Annotated in this window: 18 protein-coding genes; 5 read left to right on the top strand and 13 right to left on the bottom strand. The window is 73.8% G+C overall.

What is annotated here, in order from left to right; translation table 11 throughout:
• Positions 1-12 precede the first annotated feature (12 nt).
• The 9 genes from Pma05_RS20080 to Pma05_RS20040 form a co-directional block, all read right to left on the bottom strand.
• Positions 13-1,149: a FecCD family ABC transporter permease gene (locus tag Pma05_RS20080; protein WP_203858966.1), complete on the bottom strand. Its 1,137-nt coding sequence runs from the start codon at positions 1,147-1,149 to the stop codon at positions 13-15.
• Positions 1,146-2,222: a FecCD family ABC transporter permease gene (locus tag Pma05_RS20075; RefSeq protein ID WP_239312691.1), complete on the bottom strand. Its 1,077-nt coding sequence runs from the start codon at positions 2,220-2,222 to the stop codon at positions 1,146-1,148. The genes Pma05_RS20080 and Pma05_RS20075 overlap by 4 nt, the downstream gene beginning before the upstream one ends.
• 80 nt (positions 2,223-2,302) lie before the next feature.
• Positions 2,303-3,148, bottom strand: a complete 846-nt coding sequence (locus tag Pma05_RS20070) for an ABC transporter permease (RefSeq protein ID WP_203858965.1) — start codon at positions 3,146-3,148, stop codon at positions 2,303-2,305.
• Positions 3,149-3,324: 176 nt separating this feature from the next.
• Positions 3,325-4,053 carry a cellulose binding domain-containing protein gene (locus Pma05_RS20065; RefSeq protein ID WP_203858964.1) on the bottom strand — a complete coding sequence of 243 codons (729 nt, stop codon included), beginning with the start codon at positions 4,051-4,053 and terminating at the stop codon, positions 3,325-3,327.
• 71 nt (positions 4,054-4,124) lie between these two features.
• Positions 4,125-4,508: a DUF742 domain-containing protein gene (locus Pma05_RS20060; RefSeq protein WP_275414715.1), complete on the bottom strand. Its 384-nt coding sequence runs from the start codon at positions 4,506-4,508 to the stop codon at positions 4,125-4,127.
• A gap of 6 nt (positions 4,509-4,514) precedes the next feature.
• Positions 4,515-4,922 carry a roadblock/LC7 domain-containing protein gene (locus Pma05_RS20055; protein WP_239312689.1) on the bottom strand — a complete coding sequence of 136 codons (408 nt, stop codon included), beginning with the start codon at positions 4,920-4,922 and terminating at the stop codon, positions 4,515-4,517.
• The gene (locus Pma05_RS20050) at positions 4,906-7,146 is read right to left on the bottom strand and encodes a sensor histidine kinase (RefSeq protein WP_203858962.1); all 2,241 of its coding nucleotides are present in this window, start codon (positions 7,144-7,146) and stop codon (positions 4,906-4,908) included. Before Pma05_RS20050 ends, Pma05_RS20055 begins: the two co-directional genes overlap by 17 nt.
• A gap of 1,163 nt (positions 7,147-8,309) precedes the next feature.
• Positions 8,310-10,937 (bottom strand): helix-turn-helix transcriptional regulator, encoded by a 2,628-nt coding sequence (locus tag Pma05_RS20045; RefSeq protein ID WP_203858961.1) that lies wholly within the window; start codon positions 10,935-10,937, stop codon positions 8,310-8,312.
• Complete coding sequence (locus Pma05_RS20040; protein WP_203858960.1) at positions 10,934-12,346, bottom strand: Hsp70 family protein; 1,413 nt, start codon at positions 12,344-12,346, stop codon at positions 10,934-10,936. Before Pma05_RS20040 ends, Pma05_RS20045 begins: the two co-directional genes overlap by 4 nt.
• A gap of 429 nt (positions 12,347-12,775) precedes the next feature.
• Between Pma05_RS20040 and Pma05_RS20035 the strand changes: the two genes are divergently transcribed.
• From Pma05_RS20035 to Pma05_RS20025, 3 genes are all read left to right on the top strand, one after another.
• A complete protein-coding gene (locus tag Pma05_RS20035; protein ID WP_203858959.1) occupies positions 12,776-13,699 on the top strand; it encodes an IniB N-terminal domain-containing protein in 924 nt (307 codons plus the stop codon).
• A 105-nt stretch (positions 13,700-13,804) separates the two neighbouring features.
• Positions 13,805-15,886, top strand: a complete 2,082-nt coding sequence (locus Pma05_RS20030) for a dynamin family protein (protein WP_239312720.1) — start codon at positions 13,805-13,807, stop codon at positions 15,884-15,886.
• A complete protein-coding gene (locus tag Pma05_RS20025; RefSeq protein WP_203858957.1) occupies positions 15,883-17,442 on the top strand; it encodes a P-loop NTPase family protein in 1,560 nt (519 codons plus the stop codon). The genes Pma05_RS20030 and Pma05_RS20025 overlap by 4 nt, the downstream gene beginning before the upstream one ends.
• Positions 17,443-17,542: 100 nt before the next feature.
• Here the strand turns inward: Pma05_RS20025 and Pma05_RS20020 are convergent, their stop codons facing one another.
• From Pma05_RS20020 to Pma05_RS20010, 3 genes are read right to left on the bottom strand one after another with little or no spacing between them, the layout of a single operon-like run.
• Positions 17,543-17,734, bottom strand: coding sequence for a DUF397 domain-containing protein (locus Pma05_RS20020; RefSeq protein ID WP_203858956.1), 192 nt, complete (start codon positions 17,732-17,734; stop codon positions 17,543-17,545).
• A 19-nt stretch (positions 17,735-17,753) separates the two neighbouring features.
• Positions 17,754-17,945 (bottom strand): DUF397 domain-containing protein, encoded by a 192-nt coding sequence (locus Pma05_RS20015; RefSeq protein ID WP_203858955.1) that lies wholly within the window; start codon positions 17,943-17,945, stop codon positions 17,754-17,756.
• The gene (locus tag Pma05_RS20010; RefSeq protein WP_203858954.1) at positions 17,942-18,733 is read right to left on the bottom strand and encodes a helix-turn-helix domain-containing protein; all 792 of its coding nucleotides are present in this window, start codon (positions 18,731-18,733) and stop codon (positions 17,942-17,944) included. The genes Pma05_RS20015 and Pma05_RS20010 overlap by 4 nt, the downstream gene beginning before the upstream one ends.
• Positions 18,734-19,096: 363 nt before the next feature.
• Between Pma05_RS20010 and Pma05_RS20005 the strand changes: the two genes are divergently transcribed.
• Both Pma05_RS20005 and Pma05_RS20000 read left to right on the top strand, forming a co-directional pair.
• Complete coding sequence (locus Pma05_RS20005; RefSeq protein WP_203858953.1) at positions 19,097-19,330, top strand: hypothetical protein; 234 nt, start codon at positions 19,097-19,099, stop codon at positions 19,328-19,330.
• A 3-nt stretch (positions 19,331-19,333) separates the two neighbouring features.
• A complete protein-coding gene (locus Pma05_RS20000; protein WP_203858952.1) occupies positions 19,334-19,618 on the top strand; it encodes a flavin reductase in 285 nt (94 codons plus the stop codon).
• A 112-nt stretch (positions 19,619-19,730) separates the two neighbouring features.
• On the opposite strand, the gene argS is transcribed toward Pma05_RS20000, so the two are convergent.
• The gene (gene argS / locus Pma05_RS19995) at positions 19,731-21,449 is read right to left on the bottom strand and encodes an arginine--tRNA ligase (RefSeq protein ID WP_203858951.1); all 1,719 of its coding nucleotides are present in this window, start codon (positions 21,447-21,449) and stop codon (positions 19,731-19,733) included.
• Positions 21,450-21,644 lie beyond the last annotated feature (195 nt).

Here is a 21,644-nt window from a genome sequence, read left to right as displayed (position 1 = left end):
AGAAGGGTTCATTCAGCCGGCCCGGCCGACCCGGTTCGCCCGGGCCAGCAACCACATCAGGTACGGCGCACCGACCGCACCGGTGACGACGCCGACCGGCAGCTCGATCGGCGCGAGTAGCAGCCGGGCCGCCAGGTCGGCGAGGAGCAGCAGGGCCGCGCCGACGCAGCCGCTGGTCAGCAGCGGCAGGTTCGCGGTGCCGGTGAGCCGTCGGGCGATCTGCGGCGCGGCGAGCGCCACGAAACCGATCGGGCCGGCCGCCGCCGTCGCCACCGCCGCCAGCACGACCGAGGCGAGCAGCAGTACGACCCGGGCCCGGTCCACCGGCAGACCCAGCGCTCGCGCGGTGTCGTCGCCGTACTGGAGCAACTGGTACGGCCGGATCAGCGCCAGCACCACCGGTACGGCCACCAGCAGGGCCAGCCCGCTCCACCAGGCGTGCTCGAAGCCGCGTCCGTTCAGCGAGCCGGTCAGCCAGACCATCGCCCGGGACGCCTCGTCGATGTCGGCCCGGGCCAGCAGCCAGCTCGTCAGCGCGGTCAGCGCCCCCTGCACGCCGATGCCGACGAGTACGAACCGGAAACCGGTGATGGCGCCGTCCCGGAACGCCATCCCGTAGCTGATGCTCGCCGCGACCAGCGCACCGAGCAGCGCGCCGAACGGCACGCTGACGTACGAGCCGGCGCCGGCCGAGGTCACCCCGCCGAGCAGTACCGCGGCCACCCCGCCGGTGCTCGCCCCGGCGGTGATGCCGATCAGGTCCGGGCTGGCCAGCGGGTTGCGGGTGACCGCCTGCATCAGCGCGCCGGCCAGCCCGAACGCGCAGCCGACCAGCAGCGCGGTCAGCGCCCGGGGCAGCCGCAGCTCGCGCACGATCAGCGTGGCGTCCGCGCCGCCGGTGCCGGTGAGCGCGGCCACGACGTCACCGACCGGGATCGGGAACTCGCCGACCGAGACCGAGGCGACCAGCCCGGCGACGGCGAGCGCGACCACCAGCAGCACCACCCCGACCACCCGGGGCCGGACGATCCCGCCGAACCCGGCCAGTTCCCACCCGACCCGATCCCGCCGGGACACCGCCCCGCCGACCGGCGTGGGCGCTGCGGGCGGCGTGGCGGGGGCGGCCCGATCGGGGAGGCCGAGGGTCATCGGGTCTGCTCCCGGAACCGGCCGCGCTTGACCAGGACGATCAGGAAGGGTGCGCCGATCATCGCGGTCACCACGCCGGCCTGTACCTCGCCGGGATGGTCGAGCAGCCGGCCGAGGGTGTCGGCGCCGAGCAGCAGCGTCGCGCCGGCCAGCGCCGACCCGGGGAGTAGCCAGCGCAGGTCGGGACCGGTGAAGGTGCGTACCAGGTGTGGGACGACCAGCCCGACGAAGGTGACCGGGCCGGCGGCGGCCACGGCGGCACCGGTCAGCAGGATCACCCCGACCGCGCCGAGCAACCGGGTGGTGCCGACCCGTACCCCGAGTGAGCCGGCGAGGTCGTCGCCGAGGGCGAGCGCGTTGAGTCTCGGCGTGATGGCCGCGACCAGCAGCAGCCCGGCCAGGACGAACGGGCTCAGTTGACCGGCCAGTGCACCGTCCCGGCCGGCGAGCGAGCCGACCGCCCAGAACCGGTACTGGTCCAGGGTGCGGACGTCCAGCAGTACCAGCGCGTGGGTGAGACTCATCAGCAGGGCGGTGACCGCCGCACCGGCGAGCGCGAGTTTGACCGGGGAGGCACCACCCCGGCTCGCGGACGCCCGGGCCGCACCGCCGATGGCGTAGACCAGGGCACCGGCCAGGGCGGCACCGAGGAAGGCGAACCAGACGTACTGGTAGGGCGAGGTCAGCCCGAAGACCCCGATGCTGGTCGCCACCGCCAGGGCGGCTCCGGCCGAGATGCCGAGCAGTCCGGGGTCGCCGAGCGGGTTGCGGGTGAGTTCCTGGGCCAGCGTGCCGGCCACCCCGAGCGCGATCCCGACCAGCAGGCCGAGCAGCGTACGCGGGAAGCGCAGTTCCGCGACGAGCAGCGCGTCTCCGCTCCGGTCACCGGTCAACGCCCGCAACGCCTCGCCCGGCGGTACGTGCTTCGCGCCGATCAGCACGCTCGCCAGAGAGGCCAGCGCGACGGCGGCGAGCAGCACCAGCACCAGACCGGTACGCCGACCGGCCGTGGTCCGGGGAGGTCGCGGTGGCGCCTGGCCCGGTGCTGCCGGGGTGCGGAGGGTTAGGGGCACCTAAGTAAGATAAGCCATGCCTGACCAGCAGCTCAGTGGGGCTGCCGCGGCACTGGCCGGTCATCGGGTCGGTGGGTCGGTCATCGGGTCGGTGGGTCGGGTCTCCGACCGGCGGGAGGATGGGACCGGGGCGTCGGCGGCCGGAATCCTCGGCGGCGGGTGGGGAGGGAGTCGGCCGGCTGCGGGGCGGCGGTCAACCGGTGCCGGGCGACCAGTTCGACGGTACCGGCGATGGCGACGGCCTCCACGGCGAGCAGCGCGACGAGGATGAGCAGTTGGGTGGCGCCGGCCTGCACCGGTCCGGCACCACCGAGCAGTACGCCGACGAACGCGCCGGGCAGCGTGACGAGTCCGACCGTACGGGTCTGGTCGAGGGCCGGTACCAGAGCCTGGCCGGCCGACGTCCGGCAGACCTCCATGGCGGCGTCCCGATCCGTGAAGCCGAGGGCGAGCCCCGCCTCGTACTCGCCGTGCCGGGTCCGCAACTCGTCCAGAGCGCGTCGACCGGCCAGGCTGGTCGCCGTCATCGCGCCACCGATCAGGATCCCGGCCGTCGGCAGTACGGCCAGCGGTGTCGGCGGTACGGCACCGGTGCCGACGAGCAGGGTCAGCGCCGGGGCGACGCCGAGCCCGATGGGGAGCAGGGTGACCCAGCCGGTGCGTCCGCCGGTGACCCGGCGGGCGGAGGTGCCGGCCGCGACCAGGTACATCACGACGACGAAGAGCAGCGTCGACCACCAGGAGCGGAGGACCAGGACGATGATCGCGGAGACCGCCGCCAACTGGATCGCGGCCCGGACGGAGGCGGTCAGTACCGCCCGGCCCGGGCCGAGCCGGGCCCAGCCGACGACCCCGGCGCCGAGCAGTGCGAGCGCGGCCAGTACGGCGAAGAAGGCCGGCCCGAGGTCGATCGAGGTCTGATCCATGACCTGGATTGTGGCCATCGCAGCGGAGGCTCGCATCCGCGCGGGTAGCAACCGGCCCAGGCGGCGGCCGACCGGGCGACCTCGTGGCTGGCGGCGGGTTGTGGCCGGTGACGGGTTGTGGCTGGTGGCTGGCGGTGCCGGGTGACGGGTTGTGGCCGGTGGCAGGTGGCGGGTTGTTACGCCTGGCAGGGGCGGTTGTTGATCGTGCAGGCCGTCGGCTCTCCGTCGATCAGCGCGCCGTCGACCCGGAAGCGCACCTGCACCGAGCCGCGTGCCGGCACCCGACTGGTCCCCTGGTCCGGGACGAAGGTCCAGGTGGCACCGTCGCGGCTGGCCTCGGCGCCGTTCACCGCCGCGACGGACTGGGTCGTCCGGGGCAGGGTGATGACCAGCCGCCAGCCGGTGGCCGGCCCCGGACCGGGGTTGGTGATGGTCACCGAGGCGGTGTAGTTGAGCAGCGTGACGTCCTCGGTCGCGTATTGGGCGGCCAGCGGCGGCGGGGGAGCCGGTGACGGTGACGCGGCACGCTCCGGTCTGTTCCGGGTTCCGGGGCGGGACGTCGGTGACGGGGCCAGTGGCGAGGAGGCGGGTGGGGTCGCGCTGCTACTGGCATCGTCCACCGCGTCCCCGTCCACCTCGGGCTCGGCGGACGGCGGCGGCGCCACACCCAGCGGCGCGAACTGGTCCGGCGTCCGGAGCAGCGTCACGACGAGGAACCCGGTACCGATGACCGCGACCAGCGCCGCGACGACGATCGCGCTCGCCACCACCCGGTCGCTCGGGCGTACCGCCAGCAGCCCGGCCACCCGGCGGACCAGGGCGCGTGCCGCCGCCACCCCGGCGAGCAGTACGTCGAGGATGGCGACCGGCAGGGTACGCGCCGGACGTTGTCGAACTTTGTGCACGTGACTTTCCCTTTCGCTGCACGGGTGGCGACGCCGTGCCGCCCCCGCCCGTCAGACCCGGACCGAGCGGATCAGAGCGCTCGCAGCCCGGCGAGCACCGCCTCCAGCAGATCCTCCGAGGGCGCGTCCAGCACCGGTGGCTCGTGGGTGTCGATCAGGCCCGCGTCCAGCAGGTCGCCGAGCAGCACCCGGATGGTGCCGACCGGCAGGTCCAGCGCGGCGGCGATCTCCGCCACCGAGAGCGGCCGGTGACAACTGGCGAGGATCTCGGACTGTTCCGGTGTCAGTTCGGCGCGCTGCGGCACCGGCCAGCGGGCCACCACCAGGGAGATCAGATCGAACTGTCCCCGGATCGGCTGCGTCCTGCCCCGCGTCATCGCGTACGGGCGGACCACCGGCCCGGCGTCCTGGTCGTACCAGGCGTCGTCGTGCCGGCCTCCTGCGCCGGTGTGCACCGCGTGTCACCCCCCGGTCAGGTCATCGGCCGGTACCGGGAAGGTGGGCAGGTGCGAGTCCGCCCGGCCGGCCGCCAACGCCACCTCGTACGCCATCTCGTCGACGTCGGCGTCCCCGGCGAACCGCACGGCGAGGATCGCGCCACCCCGGGTCGCGGCCACGAACAGGAATGCCCGGTGCATCTGCACGATGACCTGCCGCACTCCACCGGGGCCGGAATATCGGGAGGCGGCCTGGGCCAGTGCCTGCAACCCGGCGACCACGCTGGAGAGCTGGTCGGCGAGTTCGCCGCCGACCCCCCGCGAGACGCCGAGCAGCAGCCCGTCCGGGGAGAGCGCGACGGCGTGTTCGGCCGCCGAGACCCGGTCCACGAACTCGTCGAGTATCCGGACCAGGTTATCCGTCGTGACCACTGCGTGAGTCACCTGTCGTCCTCTCGCTGCTCTCGGATTGGTCGGCGGTGGGTGCCGGGAGCGCTACCGGCAGCTCCATCGTCGCCGACCAGTCGGTTGCGGCGCGCCGGACAGGCGCGCCGTTCGGAGCGGGGCCAGCGGCCCGGCTCGGGGTGCCGACCGGGGTGTCCGGGTCCGGACGGCGGACCCGGATCGGCAGGGCCGGGGCGGCCCCGGGTCGGGGCGCACCAGCCGGCTGTCCGGCGGCGGTGTCGGTCGGCCGCCCCGGGGCGTTGGTGGTGCCCGGGGCGGGACTTGGTTCAGGCTCGGATGTCTCGACCAGCAGAGTAGCCGGCACCAGCACGGTCGCGGCGGTCCCGCCCCGAGGCCCGGCCGTCAGTTCGACGGTCACGCCGTGCCGGCGGGCGAGCCGGCCGACGACGTACATGCCGACCGCGCCGTTGAGCGGCCCGGCGTTGGGAGTGTCCCGGATCAACTCGTTGACGGCGTCCAGCTCGGCCGGACCCCGGCCGACGCCGTCGTCGCTGACGATGATCGCCCGACCGCCGTCGCGTACCTCGCCGGCGACCCGGACCGTCGTCGTCGGGGCCGATCCGTGCAGCGCGGACTCGACGATCTCGGCGAGCAGGTGGATCAGGTCCGGCAGGGCCCGCCCGGCAACCGTGCCCGACCAGTTCGGAGCCACCAGTACCCGTGGATAGTCCGACACCTCGGCCACCGCCCCCCGTACGACGTCGACCAGCGGCACCGGTCGCCGCCAGCGCCGGCCGGGCGTACCCCCGGAGAGGCTGATCAGCTGTTCCACGTTGCGCCGGATCCGGGTGGCGAGATGGTCGAGCCGGAACAGCTCGGCCAGCTCCTCGGTGTCGGTCTCCCGCCGCTCCAGCGCGTCGAGCAGGCCGATCTGCCGGTGCAGCAGGCTCTGGTTCTCCCGGGTCAGCCAGACGTTGACCTCCCGGGCCCGCTGGTGCGCGGCGAGCCGGGCCGCGATCTGCGCGGCCCGTTCGGTCACCCGCTCGGTCTCCGCCTGCCGCCGCCCGGTCTGCGCCACGAGCTGCTCCCGCTGGCTGGCGAGGCGCTTGCGTTGGGCGGTCAGCTCTGCCGCCCGGTCGGTCAGCGAGGCGGCCCGGTTCCGCTGGGTGGCCACCTCCGCCGCCAGGTCGTCCCGGGCACCGGTCAGGGCGGCGTTCTCGCTGCCCAACTCGTCGAGCCGGGCGACGATCCGCCGGGTGCCGCGCAGGGTCAGTACGGCGGCGGCCACCAGTACCACCAGGCCGAGGCCACCGACCAGACCGGCCCGGGCGACCACCCCGGCCGCGCCCCGGGTGGCCCGGTCGACGCTGTCCCGCACCCCGGCGGTGACCAGGGCCCGCAGCTCGGACAGGGCCGGTTCGGTCGCCGCCTGCCAGCGGGCGGGCTGGACCGGTGGGCTTCCGCCCTCCCAGTCGGCCTCCAGCAGTTCCGTCTCGGCGGCGTGCAGGGTCGCGAAGACCGGGCCGGTGACCAGCCGGTCGTAGCCGGCCCGCTCGGCCCCGGGCAGTCCGGCCCCGGCCTCGGTCCGGACGAACCGGGCCACCGCGACGAGGTCGACCAGTCGGGTGTGCTCCGCCCCGGTCAACCGGGGAGCGGCGAGCGCCCCGGCCACCAGGGCGTCCTCCCGGGAGAGCAGTTCGGCGGCGCGGGACAGCGCGAGGAGGGTACGGGTCTCCTCGATCAGGTCGCTCCGGCGGCTGGCCCACTGCGAGCCGTACACGGCGAAGCCGGCGTCGATGATGGTCCCGTACGACGCGGCAGCGCTGGCGCGGTCGACCCGGCCACCGTCGACGTCGTCGCGGAGCGGCCGGAGGTCGTCCAGCCGCCGGACCAGTTCCGCCGCCCGCTCCCGGACCGCGCCGACGGTGGCCAGCCGGAGATCCGTCCGGCCGGTGAACCGCCGCAGCGCCTCGACCGCCGCGTCGGTGCGGGTGCGCTGTTCGAGCAGGGCGGTCCGGTGCTGACCCGGTGCGGCCAGTTCGACCATGCTGAGCCGGCGTTCCGCCTGGAGGCCGAGGATCAGCGCGTCGGTCGGCTGGCCGAGCTGGGTGCCGAGGGTACGGACCGCGAGCAGGTCCATCGCGTCCCGGGCGGCCAGGAAGGTGGCGTAGCCCCAGAGCAGGGTCAGCACGACCAGCAGGGCGGCGCCCTTGGCCACGATCCGGGTGGGCGTCGAGCCGACCCGCGGCACCGGCGCCCCGGTCTCGCCGCCTCCGACCGCCGCCGCCCCGGGCTCGCCCCGAACCGGTCCAGACCCGGAGCCGCTCGACACCGGCCCGGCCCCAGGCCCGGAGTCGCCCGACACCGGCCCGGACCCGGAGCCGCTCCGCCTTGCCGGCCCGGATCCGGAATCGGGCTTGCCGCCGGGCATCTGCCGCTCTGCCGGCCGTGCCCGACTGCCCGACTGCCCTGACTGCCCCGACTGCTCTGCCGGCCGCTCCACCGGCCGTGCCCGGTCGCGTGGCTGCTCTGCCGGCCGCTCTGCCGGCCGTGGCCGGTTGCCCGACGGCTCTGCCGGCCGTGCCCGGTCGCCTGGCTGCTCTGCCGGGCGTGCCCGGTTGCTTGGCTGCTGGCCCGGCCGCGCTCGGTCTGCCGGTCGTTCCGCCGGCCGTGGCCGGTTGCCGGATGGTTCCGCCGGTCGTGGCGGGCCCGGCTGTCCCTGGTCTGCCGGCCGCTCCGCTGGCCGTGGCCGGTTCCCCGACTGGTCCGCTGGTCGTGGGCGGCTGCCCGGCTGTCCGTGGTCTGCTGGTCGTTCTGCTGGCTGTGGCCGGTTCGCCTGCTGGCCTGCTGGTCGCGGCCGGTTGCCCGGCTGGTCTGCCGGTCGTGGCCGGTTTGCCTGCTGGTCCGCCGGCCGTGGGCGGCTGCCCGGCTGTCCGTGGTCTGCTGGTCGTTCTGCTGGCTGTCGCCGGTTCCCTTGCTGGTCCGCTGGACGCGACCGGTTGCCCGGCTGCTCTGCTGGACGCGGCCGGTTGCCCGGCTGGTCTGCCGGCCGTGGCCGGCTCCCCGCTGGTTCCGCTGGCCGTGGCCGGCTACCCGGCTGTCCCTGGTCTGCCGGCCGTGACTGGTTCCCCTGCTGGTCCGCTGGCTGTCGCCGGTTCCCTTGCTGGTCCGCTGGTCGTGGCCGGTTCCCCTGCTGCTCTGCTGGCCGCGACCGGTCGGCCGGCCGTTCCGGGAGGCGCGGCCGGTCAGCGTGCTGGTCCGCCGGACGTGGCCGATCGGCCGGCTGGTCTGCCGGGCCCGATGGGCCCGACTGGTCGACCGGACCGTCGACCGGTGCGGCGTCCGCCGGGGTAGGGACTGCGCCACCTCGCCGGAGTCCGGCCCCCAGCGCCGCCATCCGGCGTGCCGCCGCCTTCACCGTGCCGTCCGCTGTGGCCAGGGGGAGCCGACCGGCCGTCCGCCGGACCGCTCCTCGACGATGGTCCGCAGCCGGGCCAGCAACTCGCTGCGGTTCGCGCAGTTCAGCCGCTGGCGCATCCGGGCCACGTGATGTTCGACGGTCTTGGCCGAGATGAACAACCGGTCGCCGATCTGCTTGTACGTCAGGCCGCTGAGTACCAGCTCGGCGACCTCCCGTTCCCGTTCGCTGAGCCGGTTCTCCGCCGGTGCCGTGATCGCGTCCGCCACCTGGGTGGCTTCGGTACCCGCCGGACGGGTCCCGCTCTTCGCCCCGGCCGGTCGGCCCTGGAGCATCCGGGCACAGTCCAGCAGGGTGGTCATCGCCTTCCGGTCGGAGGTACGGATCGCGGCCTGGCCGGCGAGCCGGGCGCCATCCCAGCACAGTCCGATGCCGTGCAGGCCCCGGGCTGCGGCCTCCACCCGGACCGGGTCGACGGCGCCGCGCAGCACCTCGACCCAGCTCTGCCCGGCGGCGGCCACCACGGAGGCGTACCGGGTGTGGCCGGTGGCGGCGGCCAGCGCGGCGACGTGTTCGTCCGCCACCGCCGGCCGATCGGCCATGATCGCGGCGTGCAGGCAGCTCCAGTGCAGCGGAGTTGTCCACAGTGCTGGGTCGCCGAGTCGGGCGAGCAGGTTTCGGGCCTCGCCCAGATAGGGGGCGAGCCGGTCCAGTTCGCCGAGCCGGGCGGCGGCGATGGCGAACTCGCCGAGCGGGAGCAGGGTGAACAGGTCCACCGGGTGGCGTACCACCGCCTCGCGGGCGCGTTCCCAGCCGCGTTGCAGGGCCGGCAGGTCGCTGTTGCGGCGGGCGATGCCGACCTCCAGCGCGGCGGCGAAGATCAGGTCGCGGGACTCCAGCGGTACCGGGCCGGCGGTGACCGTCGCCAGGTGCGCGGCGGCCTCGACGGCCCGCCCCCGGACCATCAGCAGCCAGGCTTGGAGCAGCCGGTGCCGGCGGGCGGTCAGGGCCGCGCCGAGACCGGCGGCGACGGCACGGTCCAGGGCCCGTTCGCCGATGTCCAACTCTCCACAGTGCAGGGCCACCAGGGCGGCCAGCGCCGCCGGGGTCTCCGGCAGCAGCACCGACCGGCCGGCCGGTTCGAGCAGCGCGGACGCCTGTACCAGGGTGGAGAGCGCGGCGGTCGGCGGGCCGGAGAGGGTCTCCTTCAGCCCCCGGGCCATCAGCTGCGCGGCACTGGCGAGCAGGGTCGGCGGGCCGTCCGTGGGCGGATCGGCGAGGATCCGGCCGAGTTGGTCGACCCGGCCGGCGCCGGCCGCGCCGAGTGCGGCGAACGCCAGCGACGACGGGGTACCCGACCAGCGGTACAGCTCGACCGCACGATCCGTGTGGCCCCGGTGCACCAGCGCGGTCGCGGCGACCGCCGCCCCGTCCGCCCGGTCCGGCGAGTCCGGCGTGGCGATCAGCCGGTCGGCCAGGCGCAGCGCGGAGTCGAGGTCGGCGGAGAGCGCCGCCGCCATCGCCCGGCGGGCCGCCACCGGCCGTCCGGCCGCGTCGGCGACCGCGAAGAGCCGGGCCGCGAGCGCGGGGTCGTCGCCGAGAGCCTCGTCACCGGCGGCCTCGGCCACCCCGGCCGGGCAACTGCCGCCGAAGCCGCCGTCGAGCATCGACCGGACCAGCGGCAGCACCCGCCCGCCGCGCTGTAGTTGCAGCTCCGCCAGGCGTTGCCAGACCGCCGCCCGCTGGCTGGCTGGGCTCAGCGCGGCGATGGCGCGCCGGACGATCGGGGCGAGCCGGTCGTCCGGCCCGAGCAGCCCGGCGGCCCGAGCTGCCGCGAGCAACTCGTCCAGCTCGTCCGGGTGCCGGGAGAGCAGCGCGCCGAGCAGGTCGGTGGGGAGCGCCGGGCCGGCCGCCATCGCCAGCAGCAGCCGGCGTACCTCGATGTCCAGGCTTTCCAGCTCGGGCGCGAACTGGAGCAACACCGACCGGGGGATCTCCAGGGTCGGCGTCGGGCGCTCGGCACCGGCGGGCGACCGCTCCGCGCGCCCCGGGCGGCGGTCGGCCGGGCGCAGCGCCCGGGCCAGCCACTCGACGAACCGGGGTACGCCGCCCGTCTGCTCCTGCACCAGCCGCGCGACTCCCGGCGGCACCGTCGACCCGTACGTCGTGCCGAGGAATGTCGCGGTGCGTTGCTCGGTGAACGGGCCGGGCAGCACCGGTGGCCCGGTGCGGTGCAGTATCTCGGCCAGCTCGGCCAGCCCGGCTGGGCGGGGCCAGGGCCGGAACGCGACCGCCAGCCGGGCCCGGCCGCTCTCGGCCAGCCGACGCAGCTCGGCCAGCGCGGTGGCGTCGAGCAGGTGGGCGTCGTCGACCAGTACGGCGCAGTCCGGGTCGCCGGGATCGGTCAGCTCCCGCCACGAGTCCAGCACCGGTACGCCGGCCTGCTGGTAACCCTGGCGCAGCCGGGCCAGTACGGCCGTCTTGCCGTGCCCGCCCGCCGCCTGTACGGCGGTGCAGAGCGGTGCCCGTGGGTCGGCGTCGACCCGGCTCAGGAAGGCGGTGGTCTGCTCGTCCAGTACGAGCGGGGCGTCGGTGTCGGTACGCGGCGTCAAGGTGGTCCTCACCGGCCCCACCCGTCCGGGGCGGCGACGGTCAGCGGATCCGCCCCGACGGCCGCGCCGAGCAGTACGCCGAGCGCGATCACCAGGACGGCCAGGCCGATCACCATGCTGTCCCGGCCGGACGCGAGGCGGGACAGTGCCCGCATCGGCAGCTCCAAGGGGGTGATCCGGACCGGTGGCCGGGGCGGGAGTGGGGACTGTTCCTCGTCGGGTCGGCCGGGTTCGCGGCCGTCGCCGGACCGGCCGCGCTGCCGGCGGGCCGGTGGTTCGCCGCGCCGGGCGCCGGGTCGGGGTGGCCGCATCACCGGCGGGCGCGGTGGCGGCCGGTTGCCCCGCTGCCGGTCGAGCAGTTGGCCGCCGGCCACCGCCGCACCGGCCGCGACGGTCAACTGTGGATCGGCCTCGACCTCGACGGGTACCGGGAACCGGGTTGCCAGCAGTTCCCGGACCAGCGGGATCCGGGCGGAGCCACCGGCCAGCAGCACGCCGTCGAGTTGGTGCGGCGCCAGGCCGCAGGACCGGACCGTACGGGTCAACTCGTCCACGGTCAGCGTGACGGCGGGCCGGATCAGATCCTCCAACTCGGCCCGGCGTACCGGAACCCGGGTCTGCCGGCCGGGCAGCCGGACCAGTACGTCGGCGGTCTCGGCGGCGGTCAGTTCCGTCTTGGCCCGGCGGCACTCCCGGCGGAGCCCGAGCAGGGCCTGCCGGACCAGCGGGTCGGTCGGGTCGGCGAGTTCCTTGGCCAGGCTGGCGCGGACGTGCTCGACGAGCGCCTCGTCGAAGTCGGCTCCGGCGGGCGGCTCGGCGTGCGCCAGCCCGCCGCGCAGGTCGAAGCCGAGCGGCTGGGCCCGGTCGACGACCGCGGTGGAGTAGGTCTGCCCGCCGAGGGTGTAGACGGCGAGGGTACGCCCGGAGAAGCCGTGCGCGGCGTGGCTGGCGGCGGCGAGCACCGGTGCCGGCAGCAGGGCCACGTCGGCGAGGCCGACGTCCCAGAGCGCCTCGCCGAGCAGGTGCCGCCGGTAGTCGCCCCAGTCGCCCGGGTGGCTGAGCACGATCCAGTCGGGACGTTCGCGCTCCTGGTCCATCACCCGCTCGACGACCCACATCGCGAGCATGGCGGTGAGCGCCTGCGCCGAGCACGCCTCGTCGCCGACCAGCAGCGGTACGTCGTCACCGACCCGGTTGCCGAAGTCCCGGGCGACCCAGCCGCTGTCGACCGGAGCGTCGTACTCGTCGGGGTCGGCGACGGTGATCGACCGGTTGCTCGACATCAGCAGCACGGACGGCACGGAAAAGCCCGTCGGCCCGAGCCGGACGGGTTCGGGGGGATCCCAGTTGCTGCCCTGGAGTCGGGCGACAGCGGCAGCCGTGGCGGTGCTGCCGATATCGATTCCGAGGACGTAGGGCATCCGATCATTCCTTCACCGCGAGTCATCACCCCAGGACGGCGCGTACCGTGTCGCGGCCTCACCTGGGGACGACCCCGGGCGGCTGGGATCGCCCGGCGGGCCGTTAGGGAGTCATCCTTTCGTACCAGAGATCTATCCGCCATCGGGACCCTAACTCTGTCGGAACGCATCCCCTATGCCCCTAACGCAGATCTAAGGCACGGCCCTAGCAAACGTGCCCCGGAACCCGGCCTCGTCCCCGATGTCCGGCGCGACCGATCGGGTCTACCGTCTGTGCAGACATCCGGCGGCGGCGCGACGCAGCGCGTCGCCGCCGGAGGTTCCACCTGCGCAACCCCAGACGGGCCCGCCCCACCGGACGCGGATCCGTCGCCACATAGACCGCACCGGACCCGCACCGGGCGGGGACCGCACCGAGGAGACCGGCACATGGGCTCGCCCCAGACACTGCACGACTTCGTGCTGAACCTGCTGACCAATCCGGACGCCCGGTCGGCCTTCGAGATCGACCCGGAGGGGACGCTGCGCGACGCCGGGCTGGCCGAGATCAGTGTCGCGGACGTCCAGGACGTGGTGCCGCTGGTGGTGGACTACGCGCCGGTCCAGGGCCTCACCTCGCTGGCGCCGGTCGGCGACGACCTGGGGCTCGGTCAGTTCCAGCTCGACCCGAGCGGTGTCATCGGCCAGTTGCAGAGCGTCGCCACGCAGTTCACCGCCGGTACGCACTCGTCGGCTTCGGACGTCAACGCCGCGACGTTGGGTGCGATCAGCGTCGCGCCGGGCGGGCTCAACGGTGTCCTGCCGGGGTTCGGCGCCGACCAGCTCTCCGACCCGCTGGGCCTGGTCGACCCGCTGGTACCGACCGAAGTGGACGTCGCCGACACCCTCGACTCCGAGGTGGCGGACCCGGTGCTCACCGACCCCACGGAGGCGGTCGACAGCACGGACGGCCCGGTCGCGAACACTGTGGACGGTGGCCAGGTCGGCCAGGTCGGCCTGGTCGACTTCGCCGGTGACACGGTGCGGGGGACTCTGGACGACGTCACCGGGCTGGTCGACTCACTGGGTGTCGGCGGCACGGTGGGCGGCACGGTCGGCGGCGTGACGGACACCGTCGGTGGGGTGACCGACACGGTGACCGGGGTCGGCGACGCGCTCGACCTCGAACCGCTCAGCGCCACCGGGACGCCGGTGCTCGACGACACCACCTCGACGGTGACCGGCCTTACCAACAGCCTTGGCAACACCCTCAGCGACACCACCTCCGGTGTCCTCGGTGACAGCGGCCATGCCGGAGAAGTAGACGCCTCCACCTCCGGCGGCCTCCTGGGGATCGCGGACGACCTTCTCTGAGCGCGAGGAAGTCCGTGAGGCCCACCGAAGGCCGGACCGTGGTCCCACGGTCCGGCCTTCGGTCCTCTTGATAATTCCGGCTTAACCGGCACACTTGGTGCGGTGATGGCGCCCAGTTGGCTTGACGTACTCGATGAGATCGTGCGGGTTTCCGGCGCGCACGGTCGGGGCGACCTGATCTCGTGGCTTCGGCTCCGGCGGGCCCAACTGCTGGACCCGAGGTTGCGGGTGCTGATCGTGGGCGAACCGAAACAGGGCAAGAGTCAGCTCGTGAACGCACTGCTCAACGCCTCGGTCTGCCCGGTGGGGGACGGGGTCAGCACCACCATCCCGACCGTGGTCGGGCACGCCGAGGCGCCGACCGCCGCCCTGGTCTGGAGTCCACCGCAGGCACCGGAGCAGCCGGCGCGACGGCGGACGGCGGACGGTCAGGATCCGGACCGCCCCGCGCCCGTCCGGCGCCGCGCCGCGCCGGGGTCAGCCGAGCGGACCGGCCCGGCAGGTCCGGCCAACTCGCCGGTCTCCGGTGCGCGCCCCGGCACGGCGGTGCCCGGCCCGGCACAGCGGATCGCCGTACCGATCGAGCAGATCGCGGCCCGGATCGGTGGCCGTAGTGGCGGGATCGGGGACGTACCGGCCGGCCCGGCCGGCGCCGCACCGGCGGGCGGTGGGCGTACGGTCGGGGGCGGCGGGACGGTGGGGCGACGGCAGGGCGGTGGGTTGGAGCACGCCGAGATCGGGATCCCCCGGGCGTTGCTCGCCTCCGGACTCGTCCTCGTCGACACGCCAGGAGTGGACGGCACCAACCCGGGCCGGGCGATCAGTCCGGCCGCCACCCCGAACCAGGCCGACCTGGTGCTGCTGGTCTCGGACGTGACCCGGGAGCTGTCGGTCGCCGAGCTGAACCTGCTGCTGCACATCGCGCAGTCGCACGCCAACCTGGCCGTGGTGCAGAGCAAGATCGACATGGTGCCGCACTGGCGCAGCGTGGTCGAGCGCAACCGGCAGCACCTGGCCGACGCGGGCGTACCGGCGGTGTTGATCCCGGTCTCCGCGACGCTGCGCTTGCAGGCGGCCCGGAGTAACGACAAGCAGCTCAACGCCGAGTCGCAATTCCCCGAGCTGATCAACCGGATCAAGCGCGACCAGGCCGGCAAGGCCGACGCGCTGGGCCGGGCGGCGGTGGCACTGAGCTCCCGAACCGTCCTCGAACAGCTCGCGGCGCCGATCCGCGCGGAACTCGCCGTGTCGAAGGAGGCCGCCGCCGAGCAGTCCGGCCCGATCTCGAAACTGCAAGCCGCCCAGCGCGAGGTGGACGAACTGCGCCGCTGCTCGGTGCGCTGGCAGAACACCCTGAACGACGAGATGGCCGACCTGATCTCCGACGTGGAATACGACCTGCGGGACCGTACCCGGCAGATCCTGCGCAAGGTGGACGAGGCGTTCGACAAGGCCGACCCGTTGACCGGCTGGGACACCTTCCAGGAGTGGCTGACCGAAAACCTCACCGACGCGGCCGAGGCGAACTACGCCTGGCTGGCCGAGCGCTGCGGCTGGATCGCCAACCGGGTCGCCGGCCAGTTCGACCGGTACGGCTTCGACGCGCTGCCGAGCTGGTCGGTCCGGGTACCGGAGAACCTCAGCGACCGGATCCAGATCATGGAGCAGCCCACCGTCGAGAAGTTCACCCGTACCCAGAAACTCGTCACCGGGCTGCGCGGCTCGTACGGCGGTGTGCTGATGTTCGGCCTGGCCACCACGCTGGCCGGGATGCCGCTGATCAACCCGATCTCGCTCGGCGCCGGCGCGCTGTTCGGCGGCAAGAGCGTCCGCGACGAGGGCAAGTCGCTGCTCAAACGCCGGCAGGCGGTGGTCAAGGCGGCGACCCAGCGGCACGTCGACGACTTCTTCCTCCGGCTCAGCAAGGACTGCAAGGACACCGCCCGGCAGGTGCAGCGGATGCTCCGGGACCACTTCACCGGGCTGACCGAGGAGTTGCAGGAGGGCATCGTACGGTCGTTCCGGACCGCCAAGCAGGCGGCCGAGGCGGACGCAGCCGAACGCGACCAGCGACAGCGCCGGCTCGCGCTGGAGATGAAGCGGCTGGCCGACCTCTACGAGAAGGCCCAGGCACTGGCCGGCGCACGCCCGCTCGGCACCGGCCGCAGCACCGGGTTGGAGCCGTGAGCCGGGTCGGTCGGCTGGACGAGGCGGCCTGGGGGCTGGTGCACGAGGCGCTGGAGGTCTACGGCAACGATCCCCGGGCGGTGGAGCAGTTGCACCGGCAGTTCGCCCGGTTCGAGGAGCCGCTGCGGATCGCCGTCGCCGGCCCGTGGCGGTCCGGCAAGTCGACCCTGGTCAACGCCGTGATGGGCGAGGCGGTCGCCCCGGTCGAGGTGGCCGACGGCCGCCAGGTCTTCACCTGGTACGAGGACGGGCCGGAACCCCGGGTCACCGCGTACCCGACCGGGGGTGCGCCCCGGGAGCTGGCGGTGACCCGTACGGCCAGTGGGATGCGGGTGGACCTCGGCGGTGGGCGGTGGGACCAGGCCGACGACATCGTGGTGCAGTGGCCGACCCGGGCACTGCGGCACGCCGTACTGATCGACACTCCGGCGGTCAGCCACCGGGCCGACGAGACCCGGACGGCCGGTGAGGAGGACCGGGCCGGCAACGGGCGGTTGGCGCTCGGAGCGGGGCCGACCGCCGGTGGGGACGCCGAACTCCTCGCCGGTGCCGGTGGCGGCGCGACGACGGTGCAGCGGATCGTCCGCGAGGCGGATGCCGTGCTCTATCTGAGCCGGGACGGGAGCGGGGACGACCTGCGGCCGTTCCAGGCGGCGCAGCCGGGCTCGGTGGCCCGGGCCGCACCGGTGAACGTACTCCTGGTGTTGTCCAGGGTGGACGAACTTGCCGGCGGCCGGGTCGACGCGCTGCTTACCGCCCGGCAGCTCGCCCGCCGGCACCGCCGCGACCCGCGGGTCAGCGCGCACTGCCTGAGCGTGGTCGCGCTCGGCGGGCTCGTCGCGCTCGCCGGCCGGATGCTGAGCGAGTCGGAGTACGCCGCGCTGGCCGCGCTGGCCGGGCTGCCCCGGGCCGAGACCGACCGGCTGCTGCTCTCCACCGACCGGTTCCTCGCCACCGACTTCCCGATCCCGCTCGACGCACAGACCCGGCGCCGGCTGCTCGACCGGCTCGGCATCTTCGGGGTACGCCTGTCGACCACCCTGGTCCGGACCGGTTCCGACAGCCGGGCCAAGCTCGCCGCCGAGCTGGTCCGGCGCAGTGGCCTGACCGAGCTGCGCGAGTCGATGACCCGATACTTCGTGGACCGCGCCCCGGTACTCAAGTCCCGGGCGGTGCTGATGGCGCTGGAGTCGCTGCTCCGGGCCGAGCCCCGACCCGGCGCCACGGAGCTGCTCGCCCGGCTGGAGCAGGTGCTGGCCGGCGCGCACGAGTTCCGCGAGCTACGGCTCTCGGCCGCGCTGCTCGGCGGTCAGCTCCGGTTCGACCCGGAGGTGTCGGCCGAGGCCAACCGCCTGATCGGCGGAGACGGGGCGAGCCTGGCGGCCCGACTCGGCGTGGAGCACGACGCCACCGCTGACGAACTGTGGGCGCGCGGCTCGGCGGCGGTACGCCGCTGGCAGGACCTGGCCGAGGACCCGCTACGCGGCGTCGACCAGCGCCGCGCCGCCCGCATCGTGGTACGAAGCTGCGAGGGAATCCTCGCCGAACTCTCCTGATCCGGTACGCGAACCGTCTCATCTGGACGTGCACACGGCGACGCCCCGCCGCCCGGGTTGGTCCGGGGGCAGGGCGCTCGTCGTGTCCTTACCAGCAGTGCTACGAACGCCGGCTGACCTCGCCGACGAATGCGTGCCAGGCGGTCGGCTCGAAGGCGAGCACGGGGCCGGTCGCGTCCTTGCTGTCTCGCACGGCCACGACGTCGGGAAGGTTGCGGGCTACCTCGACGCAGTTCCCGCCGTTCGTGCTGCTGCGCGTGCTCTTGCGCCACTCGGCGCCGGTCAGGTTCATAGCCGCTCCATTCTTGGCGCTACGAACGTCGGGTGACCTCGCCGACGAAGGCCCGCCAGGCGGCTGGCTCGAAGGCGAGCGCCGGGCCGGTCACGTTCTTGCTGTCTCGTACGGCCACGATGCCGGGGAGGTTGCGCGCGACCTCGACGCAGTCCCCACCGTTCGTGCTGCTGCGCGTGCTCTTGCGCCACTCGGCGCCGGTCAGGTTCATAGCTGCTCCATTACTTCCGTGATCAATTCGATCGACTGCGGGACTGCCAGCGCGCTGCCCCGAATGGCGTCCCACGCTCGACGCAACTGCAACACGTCGGCGGGTTGCTCGACCACCTTTCCCTGCAACTGGCTGTCTATGTAGCCCACGTCCGCGTTGGTCGGCAGGGTCGCCAACACGAACGGCCCGCCGAGTCCAGGGTACGACCCGATGCTGTCGGGTACTACCTGGATCTGCACCAGGGGAGTGGCGCTTAGCTTGAGCAGGTGCGCCAACTGTTCGCGCATCACCTCGCGCCCCCCGATGACCCGGCGGATCACGCACTCGTCAACAACCGCGATGACCTGGGGTGGATCGTCACGGGTGAGGATGGACTGCCGGTCCAGCCGCTCCGTCACCTTCTGCTGCACCTGCTCGCCGGTGAGCAGCGCACCGCTGAGCAGCGCACGCGCGTACGCCTCGGTCTGGAGCAGGCCCGGCAGGACGGCGTTCTGGAACGACCGCAGGGCGACGGCCTCGCGCTCGTGGTCGATCCACTCGCGTAGCCAGGCCGGAGCGCCGAGGGTGATCACGAGGCGTTGGTATACCCCGCCCGTCTTCAGGGCGCGGTCGGCTCCGGCGATGAAGTCCATCGTCAGGGCACGGGTCCGCTTCTCGACGGCACTCACGTGGGACGCGGAGAAGTTCGCCAACCGCCCGAACGCCTCCTGCGTCATTCCGGCCGTCTTCCTGCCCTCGCGGATCTCGGCAACGATGAAAGCGGCCAGTGGTTCCGGTACTTCGATCATCAGGATTCCCCAGGAGATAGATCAATTATTCACGGCTCTTCAGCGGCATTCACGCGCACCGTGGATTGGCCAGCGCTATCCATTGGGGCGCGAGGTGTTCCCAGCCTAGGGCCTATGCGTCCAAGGTGGAACCAGGCATTTCCGCTCGGTTCCCGCACTTTCACCGGGTGCTCGGAAATGTCGACGGATGTGGCGGCGGGACGGGCAACCAGGACGCCGCCTCGGCCAATTCCACCGACGGGAGGCAGCATGAGGTTCGGTCGCGGGACGAAGCCATATCATCGCCGGAACTGGCGCCGGCTCTGGCGCTATTGCCGGTGCGGCCTCCGCTGGCGGTGCCCGGACTCCGTTGACCTGGTACCGATGCCGTACGCGCCGACGGTGCCGCCGTTGACCGGGGCGGCGTACCGGGCGGCTCTCCGCACCGAAGCTCCGGTGCGGTCGGGTCCGGACGCGCTGCCGTCACCGGCCCGGTTCCGGGCGAACAATCGCCGTCCCGCCTGGGACGCGCCGACCCGCTCGCATCTGGGCAACGGCCGGGCGGGCGCGCTGACTCCGGGACAGGCCGCGCGTGCCCGGCACGGGGAGCGGGTGTGACCGGTGATCGGGCCGCAGGAGCGTTGGTACCGCGCCATGCGGCGCAGGCAGCGCCAGTACCCGCCCGGCCGGCACCTCCCGGCGCAGGCGTACCGCTGTCAGACCTGCTCCGACCCGTGGCCATGTGCGCCGGCGCGGCTGGCCCTGCTGATCGGTTTTCAGGGTGACCGCGTCGGGCTGATGATGTATCTGGCCGCACACCTCGCCCGCGCCCTGGAAGCGCTGCCCGACACGCATCCGGCGCTGGTCACCGGCCAGATTCTCTACTGGGTTCCCCGGCGCCGCTGACCGCCTCGTCACCCGACCGGCCCGCCCCGGTTCGCCGCCTTCCCCTTCGGCGAACCGGGGCGGGCCCCCTTGTTGTCGCGGCACCGGCAGGCGTTCGGCTACACCACTACTCTCACATCCGGTCCGGGGCGGCGATGCCGAGCAGGTGCAGGCCCTGCCGGAGTACCCGGGCGGTGAGGTCGCAGAGGACGAGTCGACTCTCCCGGACGGTCGGCTCGGCCCGGAGCACCGGACAGTGCTCGAAGAAGCCGCTGAAGGCGACCGCGACCGCGTAGAGGTGACCGGCGAGGCGGTGGAATTCCAGGGTCCGGTCGACGGCGCCGACGACCGCACCGAAGTCGAGCAGTTCGCGCGCGAGCGCCCGCTCGGCCGGCTCGCCGACCAGGACCGGTACGCCCTCCGGTGCCGCCCGGCCCGCCCGCCGGAAGATGGACCGGATCCGGGCGTGCGCGTACTGGAGGTAGGGGGCGGTGTTGCCGGAGAGCGCGAGCATCCGGTCCCAGTCGAAGACGTAGTCCCGGCTCCGGTCGACGGAGAGGTCGGCGTACTTGACCGCGCCGATCCCGATCGCCCGGCCCACCTCGGCCACCGCGGCCGGACCGAGGCCCGGGTTCTTCTGCCGGGCCAGCGCCGTCGCCCGGGCCACCGCCTCGTCGAGCAGCTCGACCAGTTTCACCGAGTCGCCGGCCCGGCTGGCCAGCTTCCGGCCGTCTGGCCCGAGGACGAGCCCGAAGCCGACGTGTTCGGCCCGGGCCGGTGGCCGCAGCCAGCCCGCCTGCCGGGCGACCGCGTACACCATCTCGAAGTGCTGCCGCTGCGGCAGGCCGACGACGTAGAGCAGCCGGGTGGCGCCGAGTTCCCCGGTCCGGTACCGGAGCGCGGCGAGGTCGGTGGCGGCGTAGCCGTACCCGCCGTCCCGCTTCCGCACGATCAGCGGTACCGGCTCGCCGTCCCGGCCGGGAAAGCCGGCCGGGAAGGCGCAGGCCGCGTCGCCGCTTTCGACGAGCAGGCCGAGCCGGTCCAGTTCGTCGGTGACCGGGCCGAGCATGTCGTTGTAGTGGCTCTCACCGACGAAGTCCGCCCGGGTCAGCAGCACGTCGAGCCGGTCGTAGACGGCCAGGAAATACGACTCGGACTCGGCGACCAGCAGCCGCCACAGCCGCAGCGTCGGCTCGTCCCCGCCCTGGAGCGCGACCACCCGCTCCCGGGCCCGCCGCCGGAACGCCTCGTCGGCGTCGAACTTGGCCCGGGCACCCTTGTAGAACGAGTCCAGGTCGCCGATCGACAACTTGGACGCGGCCGTGGACTCGCCGAGGTCGGCCAGGTGCGCGATCAGCATCCCGAACGGGGTACCCCAGTCGCCCAGGTGGTTGGCCCGGACGACCCGGTGCCCGAGCCACTCCAGCAGCCGGGCGGTGGCGTCCCCGATGATGGTCGACCGGAGGTGGCCGACGTGCATCTCCTTGGCCACGTTCGGTGCCGAGTAGTCCACCACCACCGTCTCCGGGGCGGTCACGGTCGGCACACCGAGTCGGGGATCGGCGGCCATCCTCGACACCAGCGTGCCGAGCAGGTCGTCCGCCACCGTGAGGTTGACGAACCCGGGGCCGGAGACCGTCACCGACGAGCACAGGTCGGCCAGCGCGGCCCGCTCGACCACCTCGGCGGCGATCTCCCGGGGCGGCCGGCCGAGCCGGCGGGCCAGCGACAGCGCCGCCTCCGCCTGGAAGTCGGCGTGCCGGGAGCGCCGGACCACCGGGTCGACCGGACCGCCGGCCACGGCCGCGAACGACCGCGCCAGCCGGTCGGTGAGCAGGCTTTCGAGATCCATCGGGTACGCCTCTCTCGCTCCGGTCCGTTGCCGGACGGGATGGGAGCGGACTGATCGACGTACGGAAGTACCGGCGGATCGGTCCGCCGGTCGTGATCGGGCTGGTCAGCTCAGGCGGCCTCGGCGGGCTCGGGAACGAGCCACCGGACGCCGTCGGCCCACAGTCGGAGACGACCCGGGCGAGGGCACCTCGGA

This window comes from Plantactinospora mayteni (assembly GCF_016862935.1).
Taxonomy (GTDB): domain Bacteria; phylum Actinomycetota; class Actinomycetes; order Mycobacteriales; family Micromonosporaceae; genus Plantactinospora; species Plantactinospora mayteni.
The sequence above is the reverse complement of the archived record's forward strand: the minus strand, read 5'-3'. Positions and strand labels throughout refer to the sequence as shown.

What these genes read in the sequence shown, in the direction of transcription:
- Pma05_RS20040 (WP_203858960.1), bottom strand. Translation starts at nt 12,346, where the DNA reads ATGCCCTACGTCCTCGGAATCGATATCGGCAGCACCGCCACGGCTGCC.
- Pma05_RS20070 (WP_203858965.1), bottom strand. Translation starts at nt 3,148, where the DNA reads ATGGATCAGACCTCGATCGACCTCGGGCCGGCCTTCTTCGCCGTACTG.
- Pma05_RS20005 (WP_203858953.1), top strand. Translation starts at nt 19,097, where the DNA reads ATGCCGTACGCGCCGACGGTGCCGCCGTTGACCGGGGCGGCGTACCGG.
- Pma05_RS20015 (WP_203858955.1), bottom strand. Translation starts at nt 17,945, where the DNA reads ATGAACCTGACCGGCGCCGAGTGGCGCAAGAGCACGCGCAGCAGCACG.
- Pma05_RS20030 (WP_239312720.1), top strand. Translation starts at nt 13,805, where the DNA reads ATGGCGCCCAGTTGGCTTGACGTACTCGATGAGATCGTGCGGGTTTCC.
- Pma05_RS20035 (WP_203858959.1), top strand. Translation starts at nt 12,776, where the DNA reads ATGGGCTCGCCCCAGACACTGCACGACTTCGTGCTGAACCTGCTGACC.
- Pma05_RS20020 (WP_203858956.1), bottom strand. Translation starts at nt 17,734, where the DNA reads ATGAACCTGACCGGCGCCGAGTGGCGCAAGAGCACGCGCAGCAGCACG.
- Pma05_RS20080 (WP_203858966.1), bottom strand. Translation starts at nt 1,149, where the DNA reads ATGACCCTCGGCCTCCCCGATCGGGCCGCCCCCGCCACGCCGCCCGCA.
- Pma05_RS20010 (WP_203858954.1), bottom strand. Translation starts at nt 18,733, where the DNA reads ATGATCGAAGTACCGGAACCACTGGCCGCTTTCATCGTTGCCGAGATC.
- argS (WP_203858951.1), bottom strand. Translation starts at nt 21,449, where the DNA reads ATGGATCTCGAAAGCCTGCTCACCGACCGGCTGGCGCGGTCGTTCGCG.